Source organism: Streptomyces sp. B8-7 (assembly GCF_058833805.1).
Map to the genome: position 1 here is coordinate 1410476 of NZ_JBYRRL010000002.1, position 24382 is coordinate 1434857.

Genomic DNA, 24382 nt, shown 5'->3' on the forward strand with positions numbered 1-24382 from the left:
CCTCACGGGGTGCGGGCGGCGGATTCCGCCGCCGGATGGAGGACTTCGTGCCGTTCGGCCGAAGAACGAGGATGAGAGAGGCTGGGACACGGCATGCAGAAGCGCAGTCTGCGGGATCTCGAGGTATCGGCGATCGGCCTCGGGTGCATGGGCATTTCCGCCTTCTACGGGTCCGCCGACCAGGAGGAGGGGATCGCGACCATCCGGCGCGCCCTCGACCTCGGCGTCAACTTCCTCGACACCGCGCAGGTGTACGGGCCGCTGACCAACGAGTCGCTGGTCGGCGAGGCGATCCGGGGGCACCGCGACGAGTATGTGATCGCCACGAAGTTCAACCTCCGGATGGACGGTGCGGTACCCGGCGACATGAGCACGGTCGGCCCGCAGGACGGCTCCGCGGAGCATGTGCGCAGCTCGGTCCACGGTTCCCTGAAGCGTCTGGGCACCGACCGCATCGACCTGTACTACCAGCACCGGGTCGACCCGAACGTGCCCATCGAGGAGACGGTCGGCGCGCTGGGGGAGCTGGTGGCCGAGGGCAAGGTGCGGCACATCGGGCTGAGCGAGGCCGGGGCGGACACCATCCGGCGTGCGCACGCCGTGCACCCGGTCACCGCGGTGCAGAGCGAGTACTCGCTGTGGTCGAGGGACGTGGAGGCGGAGGTGCTGCCCGTCTGCCGGGAGCTCGGCATCGGGTTCGTGCCGTACTCCCCGCTCGGCCGCGGTTTCCTGGCCGGCCGGTTCACCACCCCGGACGAGCTGGACGCGAACGACTGGCGCCGCGCGAACCCGCGGTTCCAGGAGGCCAACCTGGAGGCCAACCTGCGGCTGGCGGCGAAGGTGAAGGAGATCGCCGCCGAGAAGGACGTGACCCCGGCCCAGCTGGCCATCGCCTGGGTGCTGGCCGCGGGCGAGGACCTGGTGCCCATCCCGGGCACGAAGCGCCGCACCTACCTGGAGCAGAACGCCGCCGCGGCCGACGTCGTGCTGACCGCACAGGACCTGGCCCGCATCGCGTCGGAGCTGCCGGAGGCGGCGGGGGAGCGGTACGACGAAGCGGGGATGCGCACCCTCGACCGCTGAGCTCCGGGTGCGGGTGCGTCGCCATGGCGTCGGCCGGCCGCAGCGCCGCCGTGGCCGGCCGCACCGTTCCCCGGGGCCGGCCGGGGCGCCGCCGGGGCGCAGCGGACTCCGCCCGGCCCGCCCGGTACGCCGGCGTCGGCGCGGGTTCAGGCGACGAGCAGCCGGATGCCGCCGAGGGTGTAGCAGATCATGGCGACGAGCAGCGGGACTTCCCCGGGGACGGCGCGTGCCGGGGGCAGCAGGCGCAGGCCCCGGTCGTGTGCCGCGACGACGCCGAGCACGTGGCCGGTGACGACGGCGGTGACCTGGAGGGTGGCGACACCGGTGGGGGAGAGCGGCGGGTCCGCGGCGGCCGGCCCGCCCGGCCCGCCGGCCCCGACCGCCAGGGCGACGGTCCGCGGGCCCTCCGTCGTGAGCAGGGTGAAGTAGTGGGCGACCAGGTACCCGGCGGCGACGGGAATCAGCGAGTGCGCGAACGCCCCCAGGGGGCGGGGCAGCGGTCCGGCCACGAGACGGGTCGCGCCGACGGCCGAGGCGTAGAGCAGGGCGACCGCGGCCACCGCGGCCAGCAGGCCGAGCGTGGCGGTAGCGGCGCGGCCGATCGGGGACGTCTGCGCGAGGGCGGTCCAGGGCGGGGTTCTGCTGATGCCGTCGAACACCGTGCCGCCCAGCAGCACGCAGACCGTGGCGACCAGGCCGGGGGGAGCCGGCGTGGCGTCCAGGCTGCGCAACGGGGCGCGTACGACGAGCCGTCCGTCGGCTGCGCGTCCCAGCGGGGCCAGCCTGCCGAGCAGCGACGAGTAGACCTCGAAGGCGTCGCCGCGGTCGAACCAGCTGCGCCCGCAGACGGCTGCGGCGGTCAGCTGCACGGCGGCGTAGCCGAGGAGGAAGGCCAGCAGGGCGGCACGGGAGGCAGGCGCGGGGGAGGCGAGCTCCAGCCAGGTGAAGGCGAGCAGCCCGGCCGCGGCCGGCCAGTGGCCCAGGCGCCGGACCAGACCGGCCCGGTGCCCGGCGGCAGGCCGGCGCAGGGCACGGCACATCAGGGCGTGCAGCGTCCGCAAGGGGTTGAGCAGGCGCCATACCGGGCCGAGCAGCAGCGAGGCGGGGATCAGTCCGCACCAGAGGAGGACGTATACGGCTCCGGGGGCCGGATTGCGGCCGGGGTCGTCCGGGCCGTACAGGAGCCCGAGGAGGACGGCCGCGGCGGCGGCCAGACCCGCACCCTGCAGGGCGCGGCGCAGGACGGCGGAACGCGCCGCGCGCTGCAGGACGCCGGGCAGCGGGCGGCCGGCGTCGTCGCCGTTCCAGCGGGGCTCGGTCCACAGCAGGCCCAGCGCGAGGAACGAGAACAGCAGGGCGGCGAGCGCTCCGGCGTAGGCGTGGAAGGCCGGCACGGGCAGGTCGTGCCGGGTGCCGACGCCGTGGGCGAGGTCCGTCAGGCGGGTCAACGGACCGCGAGCTGGGTCAGCACCAGCCGGGAGCGGTGGGTCTCCACCTCGAAGAGCCCGGTCCGGTCCATCACCACGTACAGGGTGGTGGTGCGGCCCGCCCTCAGCCGGGCGGACCGCTCCGCACCGTGGACATGCAGCTCGTCGTCGGTGTCGCTGGTGACGCGCAGGGCGAGGGACTGGCCCTTGCGCAGTGCCAGGCGGCCCGGCGCGGGTGTGACCGCGCCGTTCTCGATCGTCACCGCCAGGGTGTGGTCCGGCTCGGGTGAGTCCTGCGGCGGCGTCCCGCTGCCCGGAGGGGCTCCGGGCAGCGGTGCGCTGTCCTGGACGGGGCGGCCGTCGACAGCCCAGGCGGTGTGGTCGTCGGCGACCAGCCGGACGGTGACGGTCCGGGCGCCGGGCGGCACCGCGCCGGCCGGCAGATGGTGCCATCGTCCGTACATCCGGGCGACCTTCCTGCCGTCGACGAGCAGGTGAGCGTGGCCGCTGCCGCGGACCGCCGCGCCGCCCACGCTGTCCGGCGTGAAGCGGAAGCGCCTGACGTCCGCCCGGATGTTCCAGCCGTCCTCCGCGTCGGTCCGGACGGTGAGGGTGACGGCGGGGGCCTCCTGGCGGGGGACCTGCCGCAGCCTGTCGTGCGGGTGGGCCCCGTCGGCCGGCAGCAGGCTGCCCGCCGGAGCGGTCGCGACCTCGTGGCCGGTCCCCGGCCGGTGGTGGGTCCGGGGCCGGTCGATGCAGGCCGTGCAGAGGGTGAGGAGGAGGGCGGTGTGCAGGGCGAGTGCCGTGACGCGGTGCCGGGTCCGGAAGGGGCTCATGCCGCGGCACCTTCGGCGGTGGCCGCGGCCGCGGACCTCCTGCGACGGCGCTCAGCCGGGCGGGGGGCCGCGGCGGCCACCGCCCAGACGACCCAGACCGCCCCGAGGAGACCGCGCAGCCAGGCCGGACTCAGGGGGGTCCACGGAATCATCAGCACCGCCTGGTCGAAGGCGTCGAGCAGGGTCAGCAGGCCCAGCGCCACCGTCGTCCAGCCGAACGCGGGACTGCGGCCGCGCAGGGCGAGCCCGGTGACGGTCCACCATGCCCCGATGAGCAGCAGTGCGGACGGGGGGACCAACGACGCCGACAGGGAGGTGGTCTCTCCCGCCACGTCGAGGGCCAGGCCGGCGGCCCCGGCCACGGCGGCCGCGGTGGCCCAGCGGTGCCGGCGCAGTCTGCGCCACCACAGCATGCCGCCGGCCAGCGCCAGGACGGCGGCCAGTGCGAGGGCGATCTGCACCTCGATGCGTTCGATGCCCGTGGCGCCGTACCAGTCGCAGCCGGCCGGGAGCCGCCGCGCCCTGACGTCGTAGTCGGAGCACACCATCAGCTGGGCGGTCTTCACGGGCTCGCCGAGCAGGCGGTGCGATCCGCCGGAGAGCTGCCCGGGCCGGTCTCCGCAGCTGGGCAGGGTCCGGGGGTCGCTGCCGGAGGCGTCGTCCTGCCAGCAGTTGCCCCGGCCCTGGCCGTCCCACCAGAAGTCCGTGGCGTTGGGGTGCTCGGTGCCGTCCCGTGCCGTGCCGAGGTGGTTGCCGTGGAAGCGGTTGTGGTGCGAGGTGTCGCTCTGGTGGGACCATGCGTCGTCGCCGCGGACGAACGCGGGAACGGCGTTGAGGTGGAAGCCGGTCCGCCGGTGGCCGTAGACCCAGTTGTCCTCGAACAGGTTCCGGTTGCCGCCGGCGACCATGACTCCCGTGCCCGGCGGCACCGACGTCTGGGGGCACACGGTTCCCTGCTCGTAGCCGCGTTCGGCGGGCGGCCTGGCGCAGGTGCCGTCGGCGACGTACGGGTAGTAGTCCTCGTTGTTGTCGTGGATCAGATTGCGTTCGAACCGGGCGTGGTTCTGCGGGAGCCCCGGGTGCCCCGGGAACACGCTGTCCATCGAGGCGCCGGCCGTGTTGTGGTCGAACTCGTTGTCGTGGGCCCAGACCGAGTCGCCGGCGGTGCCCGAGTAGCCGAGCAGGTTGTGGTGGCTGTGGCAGCCGGTGATCTCGATGGCGTAGCGCGGCACGTCGTAGCCGCGGCCGTCGTTGATGTCCGAGGCGCTGCCGGGGTAGATGCCGGAGTCGCCGTTGCCGTAGGACTCGCAGTCGCGGTAGAGCCCGTGGTCGCTGGCGAAGGTGAGGTAGCCGTACTCGTCGTTCCAGCGGGTGAGGACGCGGTCGATGGCGAACCCGTCCGTGGCGAGGATGTACACGGAGTTGAAGGTGGTGCGCTGGGCGGTGAGGTTGCGCAGGACGATGCCGTCGGAGGAGTCCGCGCGGATGGCGTTGAGCTTGCGGTAGCCCGCGTCCACCACCACGTCGAGCGGTCCGGCGCCGGTGCCTTCGATCTGCAGGTCACGCTTGCCGAGCACCGCGACCAGGTTCTGGTTGTGCGGGCACTGCTTCTGCTGGGCGAACGACAGCACCTGGTAGCCCAGGGCCGCGCGCGGTGCGTCGAGGCGGGCGCACGCACCGGTGGGCTCCGGCTGCGAGGGCTCCTCCTCGTAGCGGCCGGGCAGTACGGCGATCGTCATCCCGGGCCGGTCGACGGCGTCCACCGCCTGCTGGATGTGGCGGAACCCCTCCCGGGCGCACCGTCGGTGGAGCCGGAGGTTGCGTCGGCGCAGTTCCTCGGGAAAGCGGGCGATGCGCCGTTCGAAGGCGGCCGCGCCGAGTTTGCACACCAGCAGGTCCGGCTCCCCGCCACGGTACGCCGGGACACTCCCGGATCCGTCGGGGAGGACGACGTTCCGCTCCTCGTGCGCCGACGCCTCCGGCGGCGCGGTCATCAGCAGGGCCGCCGCCGCGGCGAGGACGATCGCTAAGTGACGTGCCCATGCCATCCTCATGTCCGGGAAGGTAGAGGAAACGCCGTGTGTCCGGAAGCCGATTAGCGGTCAAAGGGGTGCGGCGGAGCCTGTTCCCCTCGGACCGGGCGGTCCCGGAGGCGGGCCGGTCGGTCCGCCGGGGTGTGCGCGAGTCCGGCCGGACGGGCGTTTTGCCGGGCCCGGGGCTCTTCTGGCGAGGCGTCAGGGAGGGCTCCCGCGGCGCGGCGCGGAGAGCAGGGGCGGCAGGCGGGGAACGCCGCCGGCCGGTGAGCCTCCGGGCGCGGTCAGGCGGTGGCGTCCTGCGGGGGCGCGGCCGGCGCGCCGCCGCCGCTCCAGCGGAGGGCGACGTCGAGATGAGCGCCGGCGTTCGCGCCGGCCAGGACGGCACCCAGCCGGCCGTCCAGCACGACCCCGAAGGTGACCTCCACCTCGTCGGGCCGCTCGGCCAGGGACCGGAAGCCGCCGATCACCTCGGACGCGGCGGCGGTGATCGGCGCGAGTGCCTCACGCAGTGACGTCGCCGCACTCTCCAGCCGTGTGCCGAGCCCCACGGCGCCGGTGCCGGAGCGGGCGGGCGGGGCGACGAGGACGACGGTGCCGTCGGAGAGGGTGAACTGGACTGCGTCCGGCATGGCGGCTCCTGGAACCTGGAAGGCGGCTGCGGGTGATCGGGTCAGGTCGAAGGGCGGCAGAGCCGCCTGGTCAGGGACGGGTCCGGCCGGCCCATCTCCGACTGGACGTTGTCGAGGGAGTCCAGCAGTCCCGCCAGGTCCCTCTCCTCGCCCTGTGCGAAGTCCAGGACGGCTCGGTAGAAGGCGGCGGACACGTCCGGGTCCATGGCGTCGGCGGCCGTGAAGCAGACGGGGATGTCCGAGCGGAGTATCGCGGCCAGGTCCCGCTGTGTGGTGCTGTTCGTGTAGTCCGTCACGTCCTCGCGGGGGGACAGCGCGTAGCTCTCGGGCGTGTTGACCCAGGCCTGCTGGGCCTCGGCGCTCGCGAGGTACTCGATCAGCCGGTCGGCGCTGGTGTCGCCCGGGTCGCCGTCCCTCGTGAACTTGCCGACGTAGTCCGCGGACACCTGGAGCACCTCCTGCAAGGCCGTCACGGGCCGGTACCTGCCGCGCTCGACGTCGCGCTGTTCGAACGCCGTCGCGGACAGTGCGCCGTGGCTCAGGGAACACGTCGGCGAGGGCTTCGTCATGCCGGCGGTGGCCGTGCGGAACGGGAGCTCGGCGGCGCCGTCGAGGCTCTTGCCCACCAGCGCCCGCCAGGTGGTCCACGCGTTCCTCACCGCAGGCGAGTTCCACGGCGTGCCGCCGGAGAGCCAGCTCCGGTACGCGCCGACGCCCGCCTCGGCCAGCAGGATGTCCGCGATCCAGTCGGCGCCGGGCCAGCCGGAGGTCGGGCCGGACTCCAGGCCCAGGCACCACCGTTCGGGGCGGTCCCGGAAGCCGGACCAGTTCTTCGGCAGCGGCCCGGCGACGTCGGGGCCGTACCAGACGAGGCTCTTGACGTCCGCCTTGACGGGGACGGCGTAGACCTCCTCTCCGTCCATGCCCAGCCCGCGGAACGGCTCGGCGAACGTCCCGGTGTCGACGGCCAGGGGCCTGAGCTGCTTCCCCGCGTAGAGGTGCACCGCGGCGATGCTCGGCAGCACCGCCAGGTCCGGCGGCGCGTTCGCGGCCACCGCCGCGTCGAGCTGCTGGGTCAGATCCCGGGTGACCTGTACGTCGACCTCGATGTGCCGGTCGTTCTCGAACGCCCGGATGACGGAGTGGAACGCGTGGAACTCGTCGCCGGACCACGGGACCATGATCGTCACCCGCTTGTGCGACGCCCCGCATCCGGCCGCCGCCAGGAGCAGCGCGAGGACCAGGACACCGCGCCCGAGGGCGGCCGTCGTTCTTCTCATGAGCGGGGGAACCTGTACTCGGCGAGCCGGGGACGATAGGCGAGGTGGGCGAGCACTCCGGCCGTCGCGAGCAGGGGCAGCACGATCGCCACTGCTGCGTCCGGCGCCGGCGGATCGGCCGCCGCGGACCGGTCGAGCGAGCACAGCACGCCGGTGGTGACGCCGACCGCCGCGGTGGCCAGCCAGGCCAGGGCGAGGGCCGGGCTCGGGTAGCGGCGGTAGTGCCGGACGACGATGCGACCGCTCCACCACACGAGCGCCAGCATGACGGCCGCCGGGCCGACGAGCAGGGGCCAGAAGAGGGCGGGGTCCAGCCAGCGTGACGCGCGCCGCTCCGCCACGGCGTGCTCCTGAAGGACCCGCAGGTCGACGAGGGATGCCTGCAGGCCTCCGGTGAACCTCACGTGCTTCTCGTCGCTGCCCCGTTGCCGGCCCCGGGTCAGCTCCTCGCGGGCCTCGTCCATACCGGACTCGTCGCGCACCGCTGTGTGAGCACGTTGCACACAGGTGGTCAACTGCCCCTGCACGAACTGGATGTGGTTCAGACCGCGGCGGCCCGCGGCGTTGCCCTCGGCCGCCGAGGTGAGCAGGCTGCTCACCCGGGCGGTGGCGTTGGTGAATTCCGCGCCGGTGCCGATCAGATGCTCCGCGTGGGTGTCGGAGACGCTGTTGAGCGCGTCGTCTGCCTGCGCGGCCGCGTCGTAGGCGGCGTCGATGTCCTCGATGGCCGCGTCCGTGCGCTCGGCCGCGGCGGCCTGGTTCCCGGCCTGAGTCGACACCACCACGTACAGCAGCGCCGTCATGGTCACCGTCACCAGCACGCCGGTCCTGAGCCAGCGCAGCACCGTGACCGGGTGAACCTCCCCGAGCCGTGCGGGCAGGGACCTCCCCACCCCGCTCACCGGGCATCCACCGGGCCGTCGGGCACGCCTGGTTCCTCGAACCGGTACCGGCACTCCTCGCAGAACCTCGCCGAGACGGACACCGCCGCCGTGCCGCACCGCGGGCAGACGCGTACCTGCTCGGGGGCATCGCTCACCGGGGATCCGGCCGCCTCCGCCGGCGGGCCCGCCGTCTTCGTGGAGTCGACCCCGATCTTCTGGATCTGTGCGCGGGAGACGTCGCGCCGTACCCTCGGCCGGCCGTCGGGGCCGGTGGCCGCCACTGCGCGCAGCAGCTGCAGGCGCGGGAGATCCTGCAGGTCCTCCGCGAGGCCGGTGGCGAGGCGCAGTTCGTCGTCGGCGCGGGAGCGGTCGCCGCGCAGATGGGCGTCGGCGCAGGCGCGCATCGCCATGCCGAGTTCGCGTTCGTTCTCGACCCGGGTGAGGCCGGCCGGGCGGGGGATGCCGAAGCCGGGTGTCGACAGGCGCCGTACGACCATGGCCGCCGGCTCGCAGCACTGCGGCCGCGAGCCGTCGGGGCGTTCGGCGTGCAGGGTGATGCGTGCGGCGCGCAGCTTCTCGTCCGGGGTGAGGGTGTGCGGGTCGACGTGGAGGGAGACCTGGTACTGCCGGGTCTCCGGGGACCAGGAGCCCAGCGGAACGTGGATCTCGTCGTCGTGCGGACGGGCCGTCAGTTCGGCCTCGACCGGGCGGGTCTGGCGGACGAAGGCGAGCTGGAACCGGTGGTTGAGCCGCAGGCCCAGATAGACGCGGGGCACGAGGATGCGCTGCGCCTGACGCATGAGACGGCTGAAGTCCCCGGTGAGGTCGGTGATGGTGAGGACCGCCTCGGCGGTGCCGTGCAGCGCCTCGGTGATCCGCAGCAGTTCGGCGTAGTGCCAGTCGTCGCCCAGCCCGCGCGCGTCGCAGACGAACCGGTCCGCACAGGTCGCGAGGACGGCGGCCAGCTCGTCCTCGGTCTCGTGCTCGTCCTTGCCGTCCGTGTAGAGGACGGCGTGGCGCACGGCGCCCGGCGCGGCCGAAGCGAACAGCTCCCGGGCGCACTTCAGCCACTGGCCCATCGCCGTGCCGCCCTCGGCCGACTGGCCGGCGACCCGCAGCTTGGCGTCCTCCCGCGCCGCGGCGTCCACCCTGGCCAGACCCCCGCCGGCCGGGAAGATCACGTCGGCCGTGTGGTTGCCCGCGACCACGCCCAGACGCGTGCCGTCCCGCAGAGCGTCGATGGCCGCGCACATCGCGCGCTTCGCCTCGTCCAGCTTGCCTCCGTTCATGGACAACGACCGGTCCATGATGAGGATCTCGGCGCCCGGTACGTCGTGGGAGGCGTCTTCGGCGGAGTGTCCCGTGACCGTGACGAGGGCGTCCGCGCGCTGCTCGTCGTAGGCGAGTTCCGGGACGGCGTCCAGCTCCAGTGCGAACCTGAGCCCCCGAAATGACCTGTCCCCCACCGGCACCACCCGATCGCGTCGCCGCGCACCCGTCGGACTGTGATGAACCATCTACTCAGCGTATGAAGAGCTTAGTGCTCCGTCGGCTCCTCCGGGACGGGAACGACCCGTTCCTCCTCCGCGTCGTCCGGCCCGTCGCCACCGCAGCGGGGGACGCAGCCGGTTCGCCAGGTCCACCAGCGCCACGTACTCGCGTTCGGTGGGGGCGTGCGGGCCCAGTTCGCGGATCGCGTGCGACAGCCGCTCACGGTCCCGGTCGTGCCGGAACTCCGCGTACCGGATCTCGGCACGCAGCCCCGCCCGCGCGGCCCGGTCCACGTCGAGGTCCGCGAGTCCCGCCTCGGCGCGCTCCCGGTCCTCGGCGGTCGGTGCCGGGCAGACCGGCCCGTCCAGGGTCATGACGCTGAGACGTACGGCTGCCACCTGCGCCTCCCGTTCGTAGCGGAACTCCTGTGCCAGCCGTACGGCGGTGGCCACGGCTTCTGTCCGCTCGCCGGCCAGCAGGTGGATCCGGGCGAGGCCGAAGCCGGCCGCCCCGAGCGCGGGGGTGGTGCCGAAGACCGCGCCGTAGTGCGAGCGGGCGGCGGCGAGGTCCGCCCGCAGCTCGGCGCACAGGCCGAGGGCGAGCTGCGGTACCAGCTCGCCGGGAACGGCCCTGCGCGCGGTGGTGAAGGCCGAGGTGGCCGACCGTGCGTCCGCGCGGGCCAGGGCGATCAGGCCGGAGTACCAGGCGTGCAGCCAGTGCCAGTCCGGCAGCCCCGCCGCAGCGAGCGCCCGCTCCGCGAGGTCCGGGGAGCGTCTGCGCAGGGCGCTCCGGCTCTCGGCCAGAGCGCGTCTCGTCGAGTCCGCCACGTCCGGGGCGTCCGGATCGGACAGCGGGGCCGGGAGCGCACCGATGATGTCGCCGGGCGCCGGCGACGCGAACGGCGCCTGCATGGCCAGTGTCGCGTCCTCGCCGGGCCGTGCCCGGACCCAGTGGTCCAGCGGCCGTGCCGCGCCGAGCCCCCCGTGCAGCGGCTCGGTCATCGGGCCGAACAGGGCGGACGAGCGCGCCACCTGACGAGGTGCCGGCGGCGCCGCCACGACCTGCCGGACGACCCCGCTGAGCTGTTCGGCGAACTGCCGTGCCGACACGAACCGCCGCCAGGGCCGCTCGGTGTCCGTGGCCCGTTCCAGCAGCAGGTTCAGTGAGTCGATGCCCGGGGCCGAGCGGTCCGTCCAGCGGGCGCGGCACACCTCCAGCAGGGTGGCGCCCAGGCAGTAGAGGTCGAAGCCCGCTGTCGGGCGCAGGCGTTCGGGGTCGCCCGGCGGCGGTGCGTACGCCGTGGTGTAGGCCGTGACCGGGCCCTCCTGCCGCACTCGGCGTACCGCGCCGAAGTCGATGAGCCGCACCCGGTCCAGCGGGCCCGACGGGCTCTGCTCCCGGAACCGTACGATGTTCAGCGGCTTGACGTCGCAGTGCAGCAGGCCCCGGGCGTGGAGGTAGTCCAGCGCCTGGAGGACGCGGACGCCGTGCGCGAGCAGGGTCTCCAGCCGGTCTCCGTCGCCGGCCGCCAGGGGGGCACCCGGGACGTACTCGAGGACGAGATGCGGCCCCTCGTCCTCGAAGCCCAGGATGCGCACGATGTTGTCGTGCCGGAGGCCGGTCAGGACGTCCCGCTCGTGCAGGGCGGTCCTGGCCACCGACCGGTTGAGGGCCTTGAGGACGACGTGGGTGGCGAGGTTGCGGTCGTGGGCGAGGTAGGCGGCGCCGAACGCCCCGGAACCGAGGACGCCTTCGACGTCGTAGCGGCCGGCGATGGTGAGGGCCTGGGGCCGGCCGAAGTCGAACCGGTGGCCGCAGGCCGCGCAGTAGCCCTCCGTGCGGCCCGGCGCGCCGTCGCGGCCGCGGCCGACCGGCTGCCCGCAGGCCGCGCAGTGGCGGTGCTCCTCGGCGACGGGGCCGGCCGACGGTGTCGGCGGGTCCGGCGCGTCGGGGCCGGGATCGGAGTCGACGAGGCCGAGGCCGTACCAGGGGTCCGGCCGTACGGATGTCACGCCGGTACCGGGATCCGCCACCGGCTCTGGTGCGGGGACTTCCACGGCGGCGTGGCCCTGTGCCAGCGGCTCCCGGTCGCAGGCGCCGCAGAAGTTCTGCCCGTCGATCTCTCCGCGGCCGCAGTCCGGCCGATTGCACCTGTCCACCGTCACTCCTCCTCGATACGGCGATTGACCTCGTCGACGTACCGGCCCACCGACCGGCGGGCGGCCCTGAGATCGATCGGCACGGTGTGCAGCGCGCGGGCCGCGGGGGCGTGGAGTCCGGCGAGCCGGGGGTCCTCCTCGCCGAAGTACCGGGCGGCGCGTACGCGGTGCAGTTCCAGGGTCGTGCGGAGGTCCTGATGGGCTCCCACCAGCCGGCGCAGGTCGCGGCCGAAGCCGGCGACCTCGGCACGGGCCGCCACGGCCCGTTCGTGGACCGCGGTGAGCTCCGGACCGGGCTCCGTGGCCCGCGCGACGGCCAGTCGCACCCGCAGCCGGGGCGCGGTGCGCGGCGGCATCCGCGGCGCGGCGAAGAAGCGTACGCCCCACTCCCGTTCCAGCGCCTCCGCGGAGTCCTCCTCGGCCGCCAGGCGTCCCACGGCCTCCCGGACAGCGGCGGCGGTGACGCCTCCGACGGCCGATCCGCGGATCGGCTCCGGGTCGAGGGAGACGTCACGGGTGAGGTCCTCCGGGGGCACGCCCTCGAAGCCCAGTACCAGCCGCAGGCCCCGCGACCGGGCCCGTTCGGCCAGCGGGGCGAGCAGATCGGCCGCGAGAGCCTGCGGGTCCCGGGCCCGGTCGACGCCGCCGATCACCAGACAGGCCGGAGGTCTGCGGCGCAGCAGTTGCCAGGCCACCGTACGGGCGTCCCCGCCCGGGAGCCCGAACCGGCGGGCGAGGTAGCCGCACACGTCCGCGACCGATCTGCCGCGCGCGTCGTACGCGGCGTCGATGGCGCCCAGCCCGAGGACCGTGTCGCCTGGCGTGCCGGTGAGTTCGGCGTCGGAGACGGTGGCCCTGGCCGCCGGGTCCGACGTGCGGACGAGGCGGACGAGCCAGGAGTCGCCGACCGCCGTCGTGCCGCCGGTGCCGACGACGACGGTGCCCGACCAGTTGCCGTGGAGCAGCCGGGTGAGCTCCTGCGTCAGGGCCAGCCGCAACGGGTCGCCGAGGACGTCCCCGGCCTGTCCGTCGTGCGACGGGCCCAGCCGGTCGGCGGGGTCGCCGCCGGCGAACCCCAGCTCCTCGATCCGCGGCAGGTAGGTCAGCACCGTCTCGGTCGGGAGCATCCAGGCCGCCTTCGTGTCACCGTCCACGAAGTCGGCCACGACGATGCCGATGACCCGCCCGTCGAACTCGCCGCCGAGCGCCATCACGCCCGCGCCCGAATACCCCTGCTCGATCCACGGATCGCCCGGCCGGACCCGCTTCAGCAGCCCCCACTCGCCCTGCCGGCCCCCGGACCCGGCGAGCTGTGCGTCGGTGCCCATCCCGAACGGCTCGGCCCGGGGGAAGCCGTACACGCGCACGGCGCCGCCGGAGACGGGTGTCTTCCACAGCATCGTGCGGGTGCCGCATCCGGCCGGCCCGTCGAGCTCCAGCAGCGCCACGTCACCGCGCTGTGTGCCGTTCTCGTGGACCCATGTCCCCGGGGCGACCCGCGCGTGCCGGGTCCACTCCGGACGGCACGCCACGCTGCTGATCCGCACCTGCCACGCGGTGCCCTCGGGGCCCGCTCCGGTGTGCCGCACCACATGCGCGCAGGTGAGCACATGGTGGTCGTCGAGCAGCACACCGGCGCCGCAGGGGGTGCCGTCCAGGTCGTCCACCCTCACCCGCCACGGACTGTCACTGTGGTGATGCAGCGCCATGGGGCCCACGCTATGACAACGGGCGCCGCACGAGGCGGAGTTGCCGCAGGACGGCGGCAGGGGCGGCCGCACCGGTGGACGCGGGTTCGCGGACCGCGGCGTGCGGCCGGCCTGCCGCACCGTGTGCGGAGGGCCGGTCAGATCACGCCGTGCCGCGCGGCGACCGCGAGGGCGTCGCGCCGACGGCTCACGCCCAGCTTCCGGTAGATCGCCCTCACCTGTGTCTTCACCGTGTTGAGGGAGACGTGGCGCAGGGCGGCGATCTCCTCCAGGGTCAGCCCGCGCGGCAGCAGCCGCAGGACGTCCAGTTCGGTCGGGGTGAGGGGCTCGACGTCGCCCGCGAGGTGCGGGGGAGCCCCCTCGGGCCGAGGCGGGGCGAACGAGGAAGGGCGGCGCGCGAACGTGTCCGCGGGAACGGAGGGAGCCGCCCCCGCGCCGCCGTCCCGGCCCGGGGCTGAATCCCCGCCGTCCCTGCCGTCCCTGCCGTCCCCGCCGGCCCCGCCGGCCGCGAGCACGGGCGGGAGCACGGGCGGGAGGACGAGGCCGGAGGGGGAGTCCGGCCGCACCGCGTGGGTCTGCGCCGCCCGGGCGTATTCCTCGGCCCTCTCGGGGTCTCCGGCCTCGGCGTGCCAGTCGGCGGCCGTCCGCAGCAGGCGGACGACCTCGTCCCAGCCGTGGCGCTCCGTCAGTTCCCTGGAGAGCACACCCCGGATCAGCGGGTTGGGCAGGCGGTAGGTCCACTCGTCGTCGCGGTCCAGCAGGTCGTAGTCCGTGGCCAGCATGCGCAGGATGCGATGGGCCTCCGTCCGCCCGGTCAGCGCGCGCACCAGTGAGGCGCTGAAGCCGGTGAGGACGCTGGTGCGCAACAGGACGTCCTGGTGCTCCACCGGCAGCGGCTCCAGCATTTCCGATATCAGGAAGTCGGAGCAGGAGCGGACGGCCTGCGACCAGCCTTCCAGGCAGGACTGGTGACTGGTGTCGCGTACCGGGTGCACGGCGGCGTAGCGGACGGCGAGCGCCCATCCGCCGGAGCACTCGATGACCCGGGTCATGCGTTCCTCGCCGGCGTCCGCGCCGTGTTCGCGGAACAGGGCGGCTGCCTCGTGCGGGGTGAAGGCGAGGTCGGAGCCCCGGATCTCCGTCAGTTCGCCCAGGGCACGCAGTTTGTGCAGGGGGAGTTCGGGCTCTCTGCGCGAGGCCAGTACGACACTCAGGAAGCCGGGGGCGTAGCGGGTGAACTGCAGCAGCGCGTTCAGCGCCGGTCCGGTGCGCAGTTCGTGGATTCCGTCCAGCACCAGGACGATGGGTGCCTGGAAGTCGGTGACCGCGTTGAGCAGAGCCGGCACGTTGAGGTCGCCGTCCGGGTGCTCAAAGGTGCGGCGTGCGGCGGTCCCGGAGGACGTCACGCCGATCCGGGCCAGGGCCGCCTCGAGATGGGCGAACAGCCGCGTGGCATCGTTGTCCTCCGCGTCCAGGGTCAGCCACGCGGTGTTGCTGCGCATGCTGACATCGGAGCGTGCCCAGGAGGACAGGAGCGCCGTCTTCCCCGCACCCGGGGGTCCGATGACGACGGTGAGGCGGCCCCCCACCCCGGTGGCGAGTCTCCGGTACAGCCTGGGCCGGTCGAGCAAGGGGCCCAGGAGGGGTGGTGCCAGCCTCGCGGACACGATCGGCTGACCGAGTGGTGCTGCGTCCTTGTCCTTCTGCCCGACCATTGCTGCCTCTCCTGCATGCCTAGCGGCGATCAGGGCCAGGCACCGTGATCACCGCTGCGGCGGCCGGTCTGCCGTACCCCGAATCCGCCGACACTCTCATCTCCGGGCAAACATAATGCAGGCGCCGTCACTCCGCGCCCGTTCCGCACTTTTCATTGTGCAAAGAAAGGAGGGCGGTGTTCCAAGTCGCCATTTCCGTTCAAGATTCACCCATGTTTCAAAGGAGACGCACAGGAAATGCCGCTTTTTCCCCGCCGCTTGATACCTCTCGGGCCGGTCGATTGCCGAAAGGTGAATATCCTCCATGTGTCACTCCTTGTCGTCAGGCATGCGGCCTGCGTCACGCTTGTGCACCTGCTGCCCGCTCGGGAGGCGGTGCAAGGGGATTCCGGCGGCCGGTGCGCGTACCGGGAACCTCTCCTCGGCCTTCGGTGAACCGCAATTTATTGAGCTTTATCTGAGGTGCATGGCCCCCACAACAGGTCCCGAACCCGGCAACGCGGGACAATGTCCCTGCCCAGCCTCGAAGCCGTCGGGGGAATTCCTCCCCGGTGCGGGTGTGGAGGAACGCCGAAGGGTGCGATTCCGCTGAAAAGTCCTCTCGACCCGGGAAGTTGATCGATCATCAGCTCCGGGTGGAGGTGGCCGCCCCGGATGCCGCCGGGAGGCGCCGGCCGCGGGGGACCTGCGAGGAGCGGACCTGCGAGGAGAAGTCGTAAGGGCCTTGCCGCGGAGCCGGGGAGCGGGCCGGGCGGCTGCGCGCGCAGACCCGGACCCCGGTCCGGCGCGCCTCCCGGTCCGGCGTGCTCCCCGGCCTCATGTGCTCCCCGGTCCGGCGTGCTCCGCGGGCGCCCGCGCCCCGGGTGCCCGCTGTGCCCCTCCGTACCCCGGGCCTGCCCCTCGTACCGCCGGCACGGCCGCCGCCTCCGCCGCCCCGGTACGCACGTGCCCGCCCGCAGCCGGGTGACGGCCGTCACCCCGCGAGGGTGATCGCCGGCCGAGCGCTTTTCACCTTCGTCGTGTGATGTCCCGCCAGCCGCAGAGGAGTTGTCTGGAGCCACCCCACCGTCTCACGCGAAGGAGGCCGACAGTGCGGGACGACGGCCACGGCAGCAGCCGCGACAGTGGCGCACCGGACGGGCTAAGGAGAGTGGAAGCGGTCAGCGGGCCGGCCGTCCGGCCGGTGCGCGGCTCCGCCCGGCTGCCTCCGCTCCCGGGCGAGCCGGGCTACTCGGTCTTCGTCTCCTCGATCGGAGACCCCACCGTGCTCTGGTCCGACACGCCCGCCCGGCCCCAGGGGCTGGACGGTGCGGGCGGCGGTACCGACCCCGAGCGGGCACGGCTGATCAGCGTGGCCGAAGCCGTCGAGCGCTACACCAACGCCTTCTACCAGCCGCACATGGTGCGATGGGCCTCGGCGGACGAACTCGGTGACGAGGCGGTCGCGCTGGAGGCGCTCCCGCGCTGCTCGGCCACCGAACTGGCGGACGAGGCCAACTGGCTGATCGACCCCGACCCCTCCCTGCCGCAGCGCTGGGTGCGCGGCTGGTCCCTGACCAGGAGCCGCCCGGTCTGGGTTCCCGCCACCTACGTCTGGCTGTTCACGGCCCACGAGGCGATCGGCGAGCGGATCGCCAACCCGATCTCCACCGGCTGCGCCGTGCACTCCGACGTCCGCCAGGCCCTCGTCAACGGGATCTGCGAGGCGGTCGAGCGGGACGCCATCTCGCTGGTGTGGCTCCAGCGTCTGGAACTGCCCGAGATCGACGTCGCGGACGACCCGGCGTTCACGGCCCAACGCGACCTGGTGCGCGACAGCTTCGTGGAGTACCGCTTCTACGACGCCACCACCGACGTCGGCGTCCCCACCGTGTACGCCGTCGTGCTCAGCGACCACCACGACTCCCTGAGCCAGCTGGTCATGTGTGCCTCGGGACCCGATCCCGTCGACGTGATCCGCAAGATCTACCGCGAGGCGGCCTCGTCGAGGATCGCTCTCCAGGCGCCGCACCAGGTGCCCGCGGACCCCCGGGACTTCACCAGCGTGCTGCACGGCGCCCTCCACATGGGACGTCCCGAACGGCGCGAAGCCTTCGACTTCCTCCTCCGGCGCCCCCGCCCCACCCGCACACCGGCCGACCTGCCGCGGGCCCGGGCCACCGACCCGGCCGGGCAACTGGCGTGGCTGGTCGACCGGCTGGACTCGATCCGCGCGGAGGTCATCGCCGTCGAGCTGACCACCTCGGAGGCGCGCCACGCGGGACTGCGCTCGGTCCGCGTCGTCGTGCCGCAGCTGATGCCCCTGTCCTTCGTCCACCGCAACCGCTACCTGGCCCACCCCCGGCTCTACAACGCCCCCGAGGCCATGGGGCTCACCGCCCGTCCCGAGCCCGGGCTCAACCCCCACCCCCAGCCCTTCGCCTAGGAGAACCGTGCCGCTCACCAGAGAACCCACCCACGTCCTGTGGACCGGGGCGTTCGGCCGGAGCGTGGCCGACCACCTGTCCGCAACGGCCGGCTGGCGCTCTTCCCCCGCCGACGTGCTCGGGCACCGCTCCGCCGAGTGGTCCCCCGCCGGGTTCCGCGTCGTCGCCCTCTGGCGCCACGAGCCCGCGCTGCTGGCCCGGGTCGCCCGGCTCCACACGGCCTGGGGGACAGCCTGGCTCCCCGTGGTGCAGGAGTACCCGGTGATCCGGGTGGGACCGCTCGTCGTGCCGGGCGAAGGGCCCTGCTACTCCTGCTACCTGCGGCGCAGGGCGCAGCACGACCAGGGACGCGAGGTGTCGCGGGCGCTGGAGACGTCGTTCGAGGCGGCGCCCGAGAACGGAGTCACCGGCCACACCGACGCCCAGGCGATGATCGCCGCCGGCGTCGCGGCCGACCTGGTGTCCCGCCACCGGGCGGGCCGCGACACCCTCCCCGGGCACGTGGTGTTCTTCAACGTGCTGACCCGCTCGCTGTTCGCCGACACGGTCGTCGGGGTCCACGGCTGCCCGGAGTGCGGACCTCCCGTCGCCCCCGACGACGGCTGGCGCAGGCTCTCCGAGGACCTGGCCGGGTCCCTGGCGGCGGAGCCCGGGGGTGCACGGTGAACGCGCTCGCGAGCGACCCCCGCCGGCGCGGCACCCCCGCCGCCGTACTGGCCGCCGCCGTGCAGGGCGATCCGCAGTTCCGGGTGCCGGAACGCCCGCAGCTCTGCCGGGGGCTGCACATCGTCGACACGCCCGACGGAGTGGTCGTCGACGGCGCCGCCGAACGCCAGCATCTGCGCGGGGCGTCCGCCGCCGTACTCCGGCGGAACCTGCTCCCCCTGCTCGACGGCACCCGGGACCACGCCGCCCTGGCCGAGGCCACCGGCTGGAGCCGCCACGCCGTCGGCCAGGCCGTGGCGACGCTCTACTTCGGCGGCGTCCTGGAGGACGCGGCCCACGCGGTCGCCCTGCCGGAGGGGACGGGGCCGTCCCCGTCCGCCGCGATCTGGATGTCCCGGACCCTGGACTGCAGCCGCGTGCACGCCCATTCCAGCCTGATGGCCCGGGCCGCCCTGCGGGCACAGGTCCGCCTCGCGGTCCGGGAGTCCTGGCGGGGCCCGCTGAGGGCGGCGCTCCTGGACCTCGGCATCGCCGACGTCGCCCAGGCCACGCCGGACACCGCGGACGCCCTGGCGAACGACACCCTGATCGTCGTCGACCTGGCCGCTCCCACCGGGACGGTCGACCGGATGGCCGAGGCCGCCGCGGACCGCGGCCTGCGGCTGCTGCTGGTGGACGAACGGGACGGCCGCGTCCTCGTCGGCCCGCTGGCCGACCCCACGGCGACGGCCTGCGCGCGCTGTGCCCGGGCCGCGGTGAGCCCGGAGCGCGACGCCCTGCTGTGGACGTCGGCCCCCACACCGTCCTCGCTGGTCGCGGCCGGGCTGATCGCCGAGGAGCTCCGGGCGCTGCTGCTGCGCAACGAACCGGCCCAGTCCCTCGGCGGGCAGGTGGTCGTGGACCTGGCGGACGCGAGCACCGGCCTGTACAAGCTGACCCCGGACGCCGGCTGCCGCACGTGCTACCCCACGTCCGCCGAGCGCACCGGCCCCCCGCCGGCCGCACCCCTGCACTACGAGCACGCCGTCGGCTTCCCGCCCCGGCACCTGGTCAACCCCAAAGCCCACCAGCACCACTTCCGCCCCGAGAACGTCGGACTGCAGTTCGAGCACCTGCGGTACCCGAGCAACCCCCGGCGTCCGCTGCCCGACATGGACCTGGCCACGCTCCAGTCCCTCGCCGCCGCGGACGAGCGGGCGCCCTGGCCCGTCGCGCTCGCGGCCGTACTCCGCTTCACCGCCGGGCTGCGCGCACCCGGCGACGCCGGCGAGACCACCGACCCGGGCCGGGTCAACCGCTGGTCCCCCAGCGGGGGCAACCTCGGCTCCTGCCACGCCTACGCGGTGCTCCGCGGCGTACCGGGGCTCCCCGACGGCGTCCACTACTACGACGCGGCGGCCCACGCCCTGACCGCCATGCACCCCCACACCGAGCACGTGTCCACCCTGCTGGCCGCCCTGGGCGCGCCGGCCGAGGACGCCTCCGGCGAACCGGACGTGTTCCTGGTGCTCGCCTCCGACATCGGACGGGTCGCCCGCAAGTACGGACCGTTCTCCTACCGGGTCGGCAACCTCGACACCGGCTGCGCACTGGCCCAGCTCGCGCTCGTCGCCGCGGCCACCGGAACAGCCGTCGGCCTGCTCGACCCCGGCCCCCTCCAGCCCCACCGGGAGTCGGTGACCGGCGCCAGCGGTCCCGCACTCCTCACCGCAGCCGTGCGGCTCCGTCAGGAAGGGAGCGGTTCATGCCGCTGATCGACATCGGTCGTCTCACCGAGGACCTGCTGACCTCGCCTCCCGCCACCGCACCGCCCGGAGCACCCGCGGCGCCGGTGCCCGCGCCCCGCGTGCCGGCACCCGTGCCGGGCAGCCCGGTGAACGCCCTGCGCCGACGGGGAGCCGTGCGCGCCTGGTCCGCCGAGCCCCTCGACGCGACGCTGCTGACCCGGGCCCTGCGGTACGCCGAGGAGCAGGACGCCCGCCTGTGGCGGCCGGCCTTCCCCGGACTGCCGGCACCCGTCGCCGCCGTCCTCGCCCACGACGTCACGGACCTCCCCCGGGGCATCCACCGCTACGACGCGGCCCGCCGGGCACTCACCCCGGAGCCCGGCGAACTGCCGCCGCTGCAGGCCCTGGTGCTCCAGCTGGAGTTCGCCGAGGCCCCGGCCGTGGTCGTGGTGCACGGCGACCTCGCGGCGGCCGCGGCACGGTACGGCGCGACCGGCCACCGCCTGCTCCTGGCCCGGGGCGCGGCCTTCGCGCACTCGGTGTGGCTGGCCGCCCTGTGCGACGGCGCCGTCGGTTCCGTCTTCGCGGGTGTGCTGAGCGCCGCCGGCCGGACCCACCTCGGCCTGGACGGGGCGGGCCGGGCCCAGCTCCTCGGCCTGGCCCTGGGCCACCCGAGGCGGCCCGTGCCGCCCGAGGACGGCGGCACGCGATGACCGCACCGACGGCCGGCGCGACCGCCGGCCCGCCGCCCTCCCGCTGGCTCGACACCGAACACCCCGCCGCCCGGCCGGACATCGAGATCGCCGAGGGCCTCAACGGCGAACTCCTCGCCTACGACCCGGTCAACGGCCACTACACCCGGCTCTCCCGCAGCGGAGCGGCCGTCCTCAGAGCGCTGGACGGCAGCATGACCGGACGGGAGTTCGCCTGCCGCGCGGTCCGCGCCGACGAGCCGGGTACCGGCGGGACGGCCGAACAGGTCGTGCTGGACTTCCTGGGCGAGCTGAGAGCGGCCGGGCTGCTGACCGTTCCGCCCGCCCCGGGGCAGGAGCAGGCGGCCGTCCGGTTCGCCCGCCGCAGTCACCTGCCGCGCCGGGCCCTGGTGGGTCCGGGCGTGTCCGCCGCACTGGATCCCGTGGCCGCGGTACTGCACCGAGCGCCGCGCGTGTTCGCAGGCCTGTGGGCGGTGGCGGCCGTCGGCAGCCTGGTCGCGGCCGGCGCGGTCGTCGCCTCGCCGGCCGCGGCCGAGGGGCCGCGCCTGTCCGGCCTGGGCCCGGGATGGGCCCTGATCGCCGGGTCCATGATCGTGCAGACCGTTCTCCACGAACTGAGCCACGCCGTGACCTGCCGGTTCTACGGTGTGAAGGTCAGGGAGATCGGCATCGGACTGCTCTTCTACCTCGTGCCCGCGGCCTACGTGGACCGCACCGACGCCTACCGGCTGCGCACCCGCGGCCCCCGGGTGGCCATCGCCCTCGCCGGGGTGGCGCTGGACGTGCTGTGGCTCGGCGGCTGGTCCGTGCTCGCGCTCGCCGGCCGCGGCGGCACCGCCCACCTCGCGGTCGTCATGGTCTGGCTGCAGCTCGGCCTGCTGCTCGCCAACCTGAACCCGCTGCTGCCGACCGACGGCTACCACGCGCTGGAGTCCGCGTCGGGCGCGGTCAACCTGCGCTCCCGGGCCCTGACCGCACTGCGCTGCCGGGTCCTGCGGCAGGCGCCGCCGAGCTGGCTCGCCGCCCGCAGCCGCTCCCAGCGCGTCCGGTACCAGCTGTTCGGGCTCGTCTGCCTGCTCTACGCCCTGCTCGTCGCGGTCTTCGTCACCCGGTCGCTGGTCCTGCTCGCGGGGTGGTCGCAGTGACCCGGACCGCGCTCGGGAGCGACCTCGTGGACACGGCGGGCCCCGCACCGGCCGAGGGCCCGGCCCTGGACCGGGTGGCCGGGCTGCCGGCGCAGTGCGTGGCGCCCCTGGCCGCCGAGCCGCTCGCACGACTCCTGGACGACCTGGCCGCGGCCCGCGCGGACCTGCACACCCTGGGTCCCCGGGTGTCGGAACTGCTGTACGCGGCCGTGCCGCTGATGGGCTCGGCATCCGGCCGCCGGGCCGCCCTGCGATGGCGCCGGGCCGCGCACGCGGCCACCCCGGTACCGGTGCCCCCCGCACTGGTCGCCGAGGTGACCGGCGCCCTGCACGGCACGCCGGAGGACTGCTCCGCGCTGCACCGCTGGGCGGACCGCGCCGAGCGGCTCCGAACGCACCGGTCGGACCTGCGGCAGGCGGTGGCCGGGACCCGGGCGGCGCAGGAGCGCGCTCTGCGCGCCCTGATGGCGGAGCCGGTGGTGGCACGGGGCCTGTCCGTGCTCTCCCCGGTGTTCTTCGCCCGGACGGCCAAGGACCGGAAGCTGGACCGCGGTGAGCGGGTGACCGCCTACGGCTACGCCGTCCGCACCGCGCTCAAGGCCAGTCCGCTCTCGTCGTTCACGGACGTGGTGGTGCCCGGCCGTGCGCACGGGGACCGGGTCCGGGTCGGTCTGCACCCCCTGGTCCGCCGGGTCCTGCTGCACGCGGCGGCCACCCGCCCGGAGGTGCGCGGCCGGCTGGTGTGGCGGCTCAACGACTCCCTCAGGGGGACGCGGAGCGCCGCCCTGCTGAGCGTGCCGACGCTGTCGGCCGGCGACGGCTGGGCCTGGTGCCACCAGGAGCGGGTGGACGCCCGCCGGCGCCCCGACCTCTGGTCCGTTCTCGGTGATCCCGCGCGCTCCCCGGCACTCGGCCGGCTGCCCGAGGCCCGGCTGGAGCGCCGTCTGGCGAGCGGAATGGTCGATGTCGACGAACCCTGCCCGCCGGACCGTCTGCTGGGCTGGCTCGCCGGCCTGCTGGCGTCCGCGCCGGACGGCCCCGGCCGGACGGCCGCCGAGCGGCTGGCCGAGGCGGCCGGGCACCTCGCACGCATCGCGGACGGCACCCCGTCCGGGCGTCACGAGGCCCTGCGGGGCCTGCGCACCGCCCTTGCCGCCGCCCTGCGGGAGCTGGGCGCCCCCGACGAATGGCCGCTGAACGCCGTCACGCCGGTCTACGAGGACCGTGCCGGAGCGATCACGGCCGCCCCGCCGGACGGCGAGACACGCGAGGCGGTGCTGCGGCACGCCGCGGACGCCTGCGCGTCCCTGAGGATCTCGGACGAGTACCAGGCCGTCACGGACGCCTTCGTCGCCCGCTTCGGTGCCGGGGGCGTGTGCCAGGACGTCTTCGCCTTCTGCGCGGAGCTCGCCGACGCCGGACCGCTGCAGCCCGGACCGCTCCAGCCCGGACCCCCGCAGCCCGGACCGCCGCCGCCCGGGCCGCGGGCCGGTTCGCGGCCGGCCCGGCCGGGCCGGTCGAGCTGCCTGCCCTCCGTGTCGGTCCTCCACCAGTACGCCCGCGGCTCCGACGGCGGCACCCTGGTGGTGGTCAACCAGATCTCCTCGGGCTGCGGAGCCCTGGCCGCCCGGTTCCACCGTCTGATCGACGGGCCGGACGGCACCGGGTTCGCGGACCGGCTGCGGGACTGGACCGCCACGCTGTACCCGCGGGCCGAGTGCCTTGAGTTCGTGCCCGCCAGGGAGGCCAACCCGCTCCAGGCCGACAGCGGCGGACTGCTGCCCGCCCTGTTCTGGCCGGGCACCGCGCGGCCGTACGGGCCCGGAACCCCGGTGACGGAGCTGGAACTCGCGCACGACCCGGACCGGCACGCGCTGGAACTGCGCCGCCGGGGCGCGGGACCGGTCGCCCCCGTCTACCTGGGAACCGTGCCCCGGCACCTGGTGGCCGGCGCGGCACGGGTGCTGCTGACCCTGGCGGATCCCTGGTGGCTGCCCCCGGGGCAGGCCGACGGGTCCCGTAGCGACGACACGGCCGGCCGCGGGGAGGGGGCCTTCCCCCGGCGGAGCGTCGGGCGCGCGGTGGTGCGCCGGGCCCACTGGCGGTACGGGAGCGCCGAGGTCCCCCGCCGTGGTCCGGGCGAGGACTGGCCCGACTTCCTCGAACGCGTGGACGGCTGGCGACGGGCCCGGGGCATGCCCGCGGAGGTCTACGTCCGCTGCGAGAACGGCTCCCCCCGGCGCGACGTGCTGCGCAAGCCGCTGTGGGTCGCCTTCGCGTCCCCGGTCGGGCTGGAGGCGCTGCAGCGGCTGGCCGAACGGCCCGGGGTGCCGGTGGTCTTCACCGAGTGCCTGCCGGACCGCACGGACCCGACCGGACGGACAGGCGGGCGGCACCGTGTGGTGGAGCACTGCCTGCACGTCGCCCGCACCACCCCGACGACGGGCGGGTCCTGA

17 protein-coding genes are annotated in these 24382 nt (G+C 74.7%); 7 read left to right on the forward strand and 10 right to left on the reverse strand.

Annotated elements, in window-relative coordinates:
- Positions 1 to 93 precede the first annotated feature (93 nt).
- The gene (locus AC5K6T_RS14775) at positions 94 to 1083 is read left to right on the forward strand and encodes an aldo/keto reductase (RefSeq protein ID WP_493209096.1); all 990 of its coding nucleotides are present in this window, start codon (positions 94 to 96) and stop codon (positions 1081 to 1083) included.
- 146 nt (positions 1084 to 1229) lie between these two features.
- On the opposite strand, the gene AC5K6T_RS14780 is transcribed toward AC5K6T_RS14775, so the two are convergent.
- The 10 genes from AC5K6T_RS14780 to AC5K6T_RS14825 form a co-directional block, all read right to left on the reverse strand.
- On the reverse strand, positions 1230 to 2522 hold the full coding sequence (locus tag AC5K6T_RS14780; RefSeq protein ID WP_493209366.1) for a hypothetical protein: 1293 nt from the start codon (positions 2520 to 2522) through the stop codon (positions 1230 to 1232).
- A 5-nt stretch (positions 2523 to 2527) separates the two neighbouring features.
- Positions 2528 to 3346: a hypothetical protein gene (locus tag AC5K6T_RS14785; RefSeq protein ID WP_493209098.1), complete on the reverse strand. Its 819-nt coding sequence runs from the start codon at positions 3344 to 3346 to the stop codon at positions 2528 to 2530.
- The gene (locus tag AC5K6T_RS14790; RefSeq protein WP_493209100.1) at positions 3343 to 5400 is read right to left on the reverse strand and encodes a right-handed parallel beta-helix repeat-containing protein; all 2058 of its coding nucleotides are present in this window, start codon (positions 5398 to 5400) and stop codon (positions 3343 to 3345) included. Before AC5K6T_RS14790 ends, AC5K6T_RS14785 begins: the two co-directional genes overlap by 4 nt.
- A gap of 263 nt (positions 5401 to 5663) precedes the next feature.
- Positions 5664 to 6011: a CU044_2847 family protein gene (locus AC5K6T_RS14795; RefSeq protein WP_493209102.1), complete on the reverse strand. Its 348-nt coding sequence runs from the start codon at positions 6009 to 6011 to the stop codon at positions 5664 to 5666.
- Between the two features lie 41 nt (positions 6012 to 6052).
- Positions 6053 to 7291, reverse strand: coding sequence for an extracellular solute-binding protein (locus AC5K6T_RS14800; RefSeq protein WP_493209103.1), 1239 nt, complete (start codon positions 7289 to 7291; stop codon positions 6053 to 6055).
- Positions 7288 to 8193 carry a hypothetical protein gene (locus AC5K6T_RS14805; RefSeq protein ID WP_493209105.1) on the reverse strand — a complete coding sequence of 302 codons (906 nt, stop codon included), beginning with the start codon at positions 8191 to 8193 and terminating at the stop codon, positions 7288 to 7290. Before AC5K6T_RS14805 ends, AC5K6T_RS14800 begins: the two co-directional genes overlap by 4 nt.
- Positions 8190 to 9692: a vWA domain-containing protein gene (locus AC5K6T_RS14810; protein ID WP_493209107.1), complete on the reverse strand. Its 1503-nt coding sequence runs from the start codon at positions 9690 to 9692 to the stop codon at positions 8190 to 8192. The genes AC5K6T_RS14805 and AC5K6T_RS14810 overlap by 4 nt, the downstream gene beginning before the upstream one ends.
- Positions 9693 to 11825, reverse strand: a complete 2133-nt coding sequence (locus AC5K6T_RS14815; RefSeq protein ID WP_493209108.1) for a serine/threonine protein kinase — start codon at positions 11823 to 11825, stop codon at positions 9693 to 9695. It lies immediately after the preceding gene.
- A 2-nt stretch (positions 11826 to 11827) separates the two neighbouring features.
- Positions 11828 to 13534: a trypsin-like serine peptidase gene (locus tag AC5K6T_RS14820; protein WP_493209110.1), complete on the reverse strand. Its 1707-nt coding sequence runs from the start codon at positions 13532 to 13534 to the stop codon at positions 11828 to 11830.
- Positions 13535 to 13671: 137 nt separating this feature from the next.
- Entirely contained in the window at positions 13672 to 15249 is a 1578-nt protein-coding gene (locus AC5K6T_RS14825; RefSeq protein WP_493209112.1) for a helix-turn-helix transcriptional regulator, read from the reverse strand.
- Between the two features lie 1150 nt (positions 15250 to 16399).
- Between AC5K6T_RS14825 and AC5K6T_RS14830 the strand changes: the two genes are divergently transcribed.
- From AC5K6T_RS14830 to AC5K6T_RS14855, 6 genes are read left to right on the forward strand one after another with little or no spacing between them, the layout of a single operon-like run.
- Positions 16400 to 17674, forward strand: a complete 1275-nt coding sequence (locus AC5K6T_RS14830; protein ID WP_493209114.1) for a YcaO-like family protein — start codon at positions 16400 to 16402, stop codon at positions 17672 to 17674.
- A gap of 7 nt (positions 17675 to 17681) precedes the next feature.
- Entirely contained in the window at positions 17682 to 18341 is a 660-nt protein-coding gene (locus AC5K6T_RS14835; RefSeq protein WP_493209116.1) for a TOMM precursor leader peptide-binding protein, read from the forward strand.
- Positions 18338 to 20095: a nitroreductase family protein gene (locus tag AC5K6T_RS14840; protein ID WP_493209118.1), complete on the forward strand. Its 1758-nt coding sequence runs from the start codon at positions 18338 to 18340 to the stop codon at positions 20093 to 20095. The genes AC5K6T_RS14835 and AC5K6T_RS14840 overlap by 4 nt, the downstream gene beginning before the upstream one ends.
- Entirely contained in the window at positions 20086 to 20781 is a 696-nt protein-coding gene (locus AC5K6T_RS14845; protein WP_493209119.1) for a nitroreductase family protein, read from the forward strand. Before AC5K6T_RS14840 ends, AC5K6T_RS14845 begins: the two co-directional genes overlap by 10 nt.
- Positions 20778 to 21926 (forward strand): PqqD family peptide modification chaperone, encoded by a 1149-nt coding sequence (locus AC5K6T_RS14850; RefSeq protein WP_493209121.1) that lies wholly within the window; start codon positions 20778 to 20780, stop codon positions 21924 to 21926. Before AC5K6T_RS14845 ends, AC5K6T_RS14850 begins: the two co-directional genes overlap by 4 nt.
- Entirely contained in the window at positions 21923 to 24382 is a 2460-nt protein-coding gene (locus AC5K6T_RS14855) for a hypothetical protein (protein WP_493209123.1), read from the forward strand. Before AC5K6T_RS14850 ends, AC5K6T_RS14855 begins: the two co-directional genes overlap by 4 nt.